Annotated in this window: 5 protein-coding genes and 1 pseudogene; all 6 read left to right on the top strand. The window is 30.6% G+C overall.

All coding sequences use genetic code 11. From position 1 onward, the window contains the following. Positions 1-701: pseudogene (locus ACQCX0_RS04655) on the top strand (hypothetical protein); the annotation flags it as partial. Continuing rightward, positions 698-1,189: an OmpA family protein gene (locus tag ACQCX0_RS04660; RefSeq protein ID WP_462563013.1), complete on the top strand. Its 492-nt coding sequence runs from the start codon at positions 698-700 to the stop codon at positions 1,187-1,189. The pseudogene ACQCX0_RS04655 and the gene ACQCX0_RS04660, both read left to right, overlap by 4 nt. A 184-nt stretch (positions 1,190-1,373) precedes the next feature. Then, the gene (locus ACQCX0_RS04665; RefSeq protein WP_462563014.1) at positions 1,374-2,354 is read left to right on the top strand and encodes a tol-pal system YbgF family protein; all 981 of its coding nucleotides are present in this window, start codon (positions 1,374-1,376) and stop codon (positions 2,352-2,354) included. Between the two features lie 159 nt (positions 2,355-2,513). Then, complete coding sequence (gene tilS, locus ACQCX0_RS04670; protein ID WP_462563015.1) at positions 2,514-3,812, top strand: tRNA lysidine(34) synthetase TilS; 1,299 nt, start codon at positions 2,514-2,516, stop codon at positions 3,810-3,812. Between the two features lie 74 nt (positions 3,813-3,886). Continuing rightward, positions 3,887-5,818, top strand: a complete 1,932-nt coding sequence (gene ftsH / locus ACQCX0_RS04675; RefSeq protein ID WP_462563016.1) for an ATP-dependent zinc metalloprotease FtsH — start codon at positions 3,887-3,889, stop codon at positions 5,816-5,818. Positions 5,819-5,834: 16 nt separating this feature from the next. Next, the coding region (gene glmM, locus ACQCX0_RS04680; protein WP_462563017.1) for a phosphoglucosamine mutase at positions 5,835-7,112 on the top strand (1,278 nt) is incomplete at its 3' end.

Genomic DNA, 7,112 nt, shown 5'->3' on the forward strand with positions numbered 1-7,112 from the left:
AAAAGAGTAATATTTATATTTATGATTTTATAAAAAAGAAATATTTTAAATTAGGAGATTTTAAGGGGTTAGCTCTTGCAGCAAGATTTTCTCCAGATAGCTCTGATTTACTATTTAGTATAGCTTATTTAGGGAGAACCAATATTTATGAAATAAACTTAAAAACTAAAAAAGTTACTCAACTTACTAATACTTCTTCTATTAATATAGCAGGAGGATATTCCCCTGATGGACAAAATATAGCATTTAACTCAGATAGGAGTGGGCAACCCAGTATTTATATCATGAATAGAGATGGCACTGATATAAGAAAAATTAATACTGGTCAAGGCGGTTATTATACTCCTGCTTGGTCTCCTAGAGGAGATTTAATAGCTTTTACTAAAATCTTAAAATCTAAATTTAGTATAGGGATTATGTCCACCAACGGGGAATTTGAAAAAATTATTGCTGAAGATTTAAAAGCAGAAGCTCCCTCATGGTCAATTAACGGTAGAAATATTATTTATCAATATATATATAATGAAACTACCAGAAGTAGAGCATTTTATATTATTGACATTTTAGGGAGAAATAAGTTATTATTAAAACCGGATGCTAATTGTATTGACCCTACTTGGTCAAACAATTTTGTACTTAACAGCCAATTGATTGAAAAAAAAGAGTTGTTATATAATATAGATTACGGAGATAAGTTATGAAAATGATAAGGATATTAACGGTTTTAACTATGGCAGTGGTATTGTATAGTTGTGGCAAAGGAGATGACACATCTATTACAACAGAAGATCCTAGGGCAAAAAATATATCTGAATCTTCACCAAAATCTGATAATAAGAATCAAGCAGTTACTAAAGAACAATTTGAAGATAATTCAGTAGTGATTTTTGATTTTGATAAATCTAATATAAGACCGGATACTGCAAAAAAACTTAATATTCAAGCTAACTATCTAAAGCAAAATCCGCAAAAAATTACTATAGAAGGTCATACCGATGATGTAGGTACTAGGGAATATAATTTAGCTTTAGGAGAACGCAGGGCTAATGCAACTAAAAGATATTTAGAAGCTAAAGGCATAAAGAAAGATATATCAATTATTTCTTACGGTAAAGAAAGACCGCTGGATACGGATAATACTTCTGTTGCAAGAGCTAAAAATAGAAGAACCGTAACAGATTTAAAATAGCTCTATATAAATTAAATTATCCTTAAATAAGTTAACTAAAATAACCAAAAATTTGAGGGTAATTACTTAGAGTTAATTCTTATAATGAGTTTTTTATATTAAGAAAGCTAATTATAGTTGAGTTGCAATATCTAAATAATGTAAAATTCTTGTAATAAAATTTAAATGACGGATAGACAGAAAGATGAAAGTAATTATTTATATACTTGGGATAGTTGTAATAGCTGTTTTGGTAAGGGCAAATGAGCTAAACTCTAATAAAAATCTAGAAAATCAGCAAAATGTTAGCAGTACTCCTCATACTATAAATCAAATTGATACCAATAATTCTTTTACTAATTCCCAAACTAATTCTACTAGTGCTGAAGATACCTTAGTGCAGGATAGGGAAAGCCAAGCATTAGTTGACAAAGAAATTAATGAAATTGAGACTATGTCTAAAGAAATTATAGATTTAAATGAAGAAATTAATATCTTAAAAAAGAAAATTATTCAATATGAGAATAAAGATAAAGCTCAAGTAATGGAGCTTAAAATGTATAAAGAAAAGTTAGAAAAAGTTACAAATATTTCTAATATAGAGGAAAAAAGAGATAGGGATGCAAAAATAAGAAAGTTAGTAGCATTTGCTAAAACTAAGTCTAGTATTAACAACGGTATACCAAGTGTTAACTACTTAAATGCTTATAATCTTTTAATTAATTCTAATATAGATTTAGCTCAGGCTGAATTTGAGAATTTTCTAGGTAATCCCCAAGATGCAACAGGATTAGGACTCACTTATGCTAGTTTTTATTTAGGGAATATCTATTTTATTAATAAAAAATATGATGATGCAATTTATAATTTTTCACTGGCATATAAACAATCCAAAGATGTGGAAATATCCATCAGAATGTTATTAAAAATGGCAGAAGGCTTTTCTATATTAGGTAAAAATACAGAGTTATGTCTTACTGTAAGAAGATTAAATAATGAGTATAAGCCGTTAGCAAATAGTAATATTTTTGATAGTGAAGATCTTAAACTTTTTGAGGAACTTAATACTAATAATTGTGAAATTAAATCAAGAACTAGTCCTGAAAATTCTTCCCAAGCTGAATCAGAAAATCAAGAAACTGTCGAGCCAATACTAGAATCTCCGGCGGAAGTATCACAAAATTAGGCAAAGACTGATAGGTAATACTAATAAAATACGGGACTGACAATAGACAATATATTTATTATAAATATTTGAGGTTAAAAATTACTATTTTTATAAGAAAAATTAGCTTAACGTTAATTTAGTAATAGTATCTTTATTAGATAGGACTTATTATAAATAATGCAAATTATTTATCAGGATTTTGTAAAAACTCTATATTCCTTAATAAGGATATATCCTAATATAAAAATTGCAGTAGCAGTATCCGGAGGAGCTGATAGTTTATGTTTAGTGCTACTCTTACAAAAGGTAATACAAGAATATTCTGGGAATATAATTGCTTTAGTTGTAGATCACCAATTACGTGAGGAATCTGGGAAAGAAGCATTAAAGGTTGTAAAAATATTAAAGCAGCAACAAATTTCCTCAAAAATTCTAATTTGGGAGCATGGTATTATAAGTTCTAAGTTGCAAGAAAATGCTAGGGAACATAGATATAGGTTGCTAACTAGCTATACTAAACAACAGCAGATACCGTATTTATTTTTAGGACATCATTTTGATGATCAGCTAGAAACCCTAATAATGCGAAAAGAAAAAGGGTATAATTTAGTAGGAGAATCAGCTATGTCTGCTAAAACTATTTATCAAGGGATAATTTTAATTAGACCTTTGCTAAAATATACTAAAGACGTTATAAAAAATACCTTAGAGAAATTTCAACAAAGAATTTTTATAGAAGATTCTTCCAATAGCAATAAGATGTTTAAACGTGTAATTATTAGACAGAAATTAGCTAAACTCTCCCAAGTGGAAAAAAATGTACTACAGCATGAATTATTTAAGAATTATCAAGCAAGAGTAGTTTTAGAACAACAATTTGTTGATTTTTTCTGCAAAGGAGTACTAATTGATAAATTTGCCCAATGTGAAATTGCACTACAGCCATTCTTAGAACTTGATTTAATCTGCCAGATATTAGTATTTTCTAAGCTTTTAAGTGTTTGTGGCGGTAAAAATTTTTCAGGTAGTCTAAGAGCTATTAGAACAGTAATTACAACCTTGCTTGACAGTAATAAGAAAATTACCTTAAGCAATTGCTTGATTTTTAAAAAAGCTAATATAATTTATATTAATCGTGAATCTAGAAATCTTCCACCACCTATACTCTTAAATAATCATAAGAATACTATATTTTGGGATAATAGATTTTTAATAACTACTAATAAACAAAATGAGAATTTTTATCTACAAGCTTTGGGTGTAAAGGGTTATGCTCTTTTACAAAGACAGGATAAAAATTTTAAGAAAAAATTCCTAGGAAAACAATTAAGTTATACCCAAAGTATAAGTCTACCGTGGTTATATAATTCTAAGGGGGAACCCTTATTAGTTTGGCAGAAAGAAATCTTAACAACTAATACTATAATTTTTAAGACAAAGCATAGTATTTTATCTGAGTATTTTACATATTTATAAAAAAACTTTATCTTGTTAAGAAATAGTAGTAAGATTAAATGTAGATAATAAAATTACATGAAGAGGGTGAAGTCTTGCGTTTTAAGAATAATTTACTGTTTTGGTCGTTAATAGTAGTAGTTGCTTTATTAGTTTATAACTTTTTTGCTATTACTCATAGCAAACAATCTTTACAGGAAATTTCCTATAGTTCTTTTTTAGAAAAATTAGATAAAAAGGAGATTAAAAAAGTAATTATTAAAGGTAATAATATTAAAGCCTTAGATAGTAATAATAAAGAATTAGTTACTACATATCCTATTACTGATATAGAGTTAGTACAAAATTTAAAAAAAGAAGGGGTTGAAATTACAGTAGCCAGAGTGGAAGATTCTTCCACATCATCCTTCAATATTAGTTCATTAATTATAGGTATTATTTTCTTTGTAATTATTTGGCTGGTATTCTTTAGAGGTGCTAAAGGTGGTCAAGGCGGTGGTGGAGCCTTTGGGTTCGGCAAATCAAAAGCCAGAATGATAACCCCTCAGGAAGGTTCTGTAACTTTTAATGATGTTGCAGGGGTAGATGAAGCTAAAGAAGAGTTAAATGAATTAGTAGATTTTTTAAAGAATCCTAAAAAATTTGAGAGATTAGGTGCTAAAATCCCTAAGGGATGTTTGTTAGTTGGTTCTCCAGGTACTGGGAAAACTCTATTGGCTAGAGCTGTTGCTGGTGAAGCAGGAGTACCGTTTTTTATTATTTCGGGTTCTGATTTTGTAGAAATGTTTGTAGGGGTTGGAGCTTCACGGGTTAGAGATATGTTTGCACAGGCTAAGAAATATGCTCCGTGTATTATTTTTATTGATGAAATTGATGCAGTAGGGAGACATAGAGGAGCGGGACTCGGCGGAGGGAATGATGAGCGAGAACAAACTCTTAATCAATTATTAGTTGAAATGGATGGATTTAGTGCTACTCAAGGCATTATACTAATTGCAGCAACTAATCGTCCTGATGTTTTAGATCCAGCTTTGCTAAGACCTGGTCGTTTTGATAGACAAATAACAGTACCATATCCTGATATGATAGGGCGAGAAAAGATACTTGATGTTCATACCAAAAAAATTCCTGTTTCAGAAACTGTGAATATTAAACAAATAGCCAAAGGTACTACAGGATTTTCAGGGGCAGATTTGGCAAATTTAGTTAATGAGGCTGCTTTATCGGCGGCTAGAAAAAATAAAAAGATAGTTACTATGGAAGAGTTTGAATTGGCTAGGGATAAAATTATTATGGGTGCAGAACGGAAATCCTTAAATCTTAGTACAAAAGATAAGGAATTAACTGCTTATCATGAGGCAGGACACACGGTTATTGCTTTAAATATAGAAGGATATTATCCGCTACACAAAGTAACAATTATTCCAAGAGGCAGAGCCTTAGGAGTAACAGCTGTAATTCCTGATAAAGATGAGTTTAATTATTCAAAAAAACAATTATTAGCCAGATTAGTAGTATTTTTTGGAGGTAGGATTGCTGAAGAGCTTATCTATGGAGAAGAGAATATTACTACAGGGGCCAGCGGAGATATTCAAATGGCATCAGATTTGGCAAGAAAAATGGTTACAGAATGGGGATTTTCTGATAAATTAGGGAAAGTTCGCTATGAACCTAATGAAGCAGAAGTTTTTCTAGGACATTCAGTAGCACAAAGAAAAAATGTCTCAGAAGCAACGGCTGCTATTATTGATGAAGAAGTAAAAGTAATGTTAGTAGAAGCAGAAGCTCATGCAAAAAAAATGTTAGTAGAAAAAATGGCCGACTTAAAAGCTATAACACAAGGTTTATTGGAATTTGAAACTCTTAATGCTGAAGAAATTAAAATAATTTTAGAAGGTGGAAATCTTAAGGTTGTTAGAGAAGTAGAGAATAAGAAAATTATAGCTGAAGAAGTTTTACAAGAACAAGAAGATGTAAGAAAAATGGGAACTACTTCTGTTCCAATTTTTTCTGGTAAACCTAAATAGATATAAAGAAGGAATAATGATAGGTATATTTGGTACTGACGGTATTAGAGGGTGTTCTAATAAGTTTCCTATGACTGCTGAACTTGCCCTAAAAGTTGGAATGGCTGCGGCTTTATATTTAGGGAAAAATAAATCTAAATTTAATAAAGTGCTCATAGGAAAAGATACTAGGCTTTCTGGTTATTTATTTGAAAATGCCTTAACTGCCGGCTTAATTTCTATGGGTAAAGAAGTAGTATTAATAGGACCTATGCCTACGCCTGCTGTGGCAGCACTGACTAGATCTATAAGAGCAGATTTAGGGATTATGATTTCTGCCTCACATAATTCTTATTATGATAACGGTATTAAACTTTTTGATAATGAGGGTTATAAATTATCTGATGAAGATGAATTAGCTATTGAAGAAATGTTAACTAGGAATCTAGATATTGATTTAGTAGCACCTGATAAAATAGGCAAAGTATATCGTTTAAAAGAAGCCAGCGGTAGATATATAGAATATGTAAAAAATTGTTTTCCGAATAATTTTATTTTATCAGGCTTAAAAATAGTACTAGACTGTGCTAACGGAGCTGCTTATAAATTAGCCCCGATAATTTTTTATGAACTAGGTGCCAAGGAAATTATTGCAATCGGAGTATCTCCGAATGGTACTAATATTAATGAAAACTGTGGTTCTACCCATATAGGTAGTCTTAGAGCTAAGGTATTAGAGTTAGGAGCTGATGTTGGTATTGCTTTTGACGGTGATGCAGATAGATTAATTATTATTGATGAAAAAGGTAATATAATTGACGGTGACCAAATTCTAGCTTTAATTGCTACTAAATGGTTAGAACAAGGTAGGGTAAAAAATAATAAAGTAGTTACCACAGTGATGTCTAACTTAGGTCTAGAACAGTACTTAACCTCAATTGGTATAGAGATGCTGAGAACAGCCGTAGGAGATAGATATGTGGTAGAGACCCTAAGGCGTGATAATCTTAATATTGGGGCAGAACAATCAGGACACTTAATTTTACGAGACTACAATACTACAGGGGACGGTATATTAGGAGCATTAGAAGTATTAAGTATCGTAGTAGCACAGCAGAAACCTGTGAGCAAAGTTTGTAATGTTTTTACCCCGACTCCGCAAATTTTAAAAAATATCCCATTTAATGGGAGTAATCCTATAACAGATAAAGATGTACAGCAATTTATTAAAAGTAAAGAACAACTATTAGGTAATAACGGTAGAATTCTTGTTAGGAAATCTGGTACCGAAAATTTAATTAGAATCATGGTAGAA

Source organism: Candidatus Hepatincolaceae symbiont of Strigamia maritima, assembly GCF_055505085.1.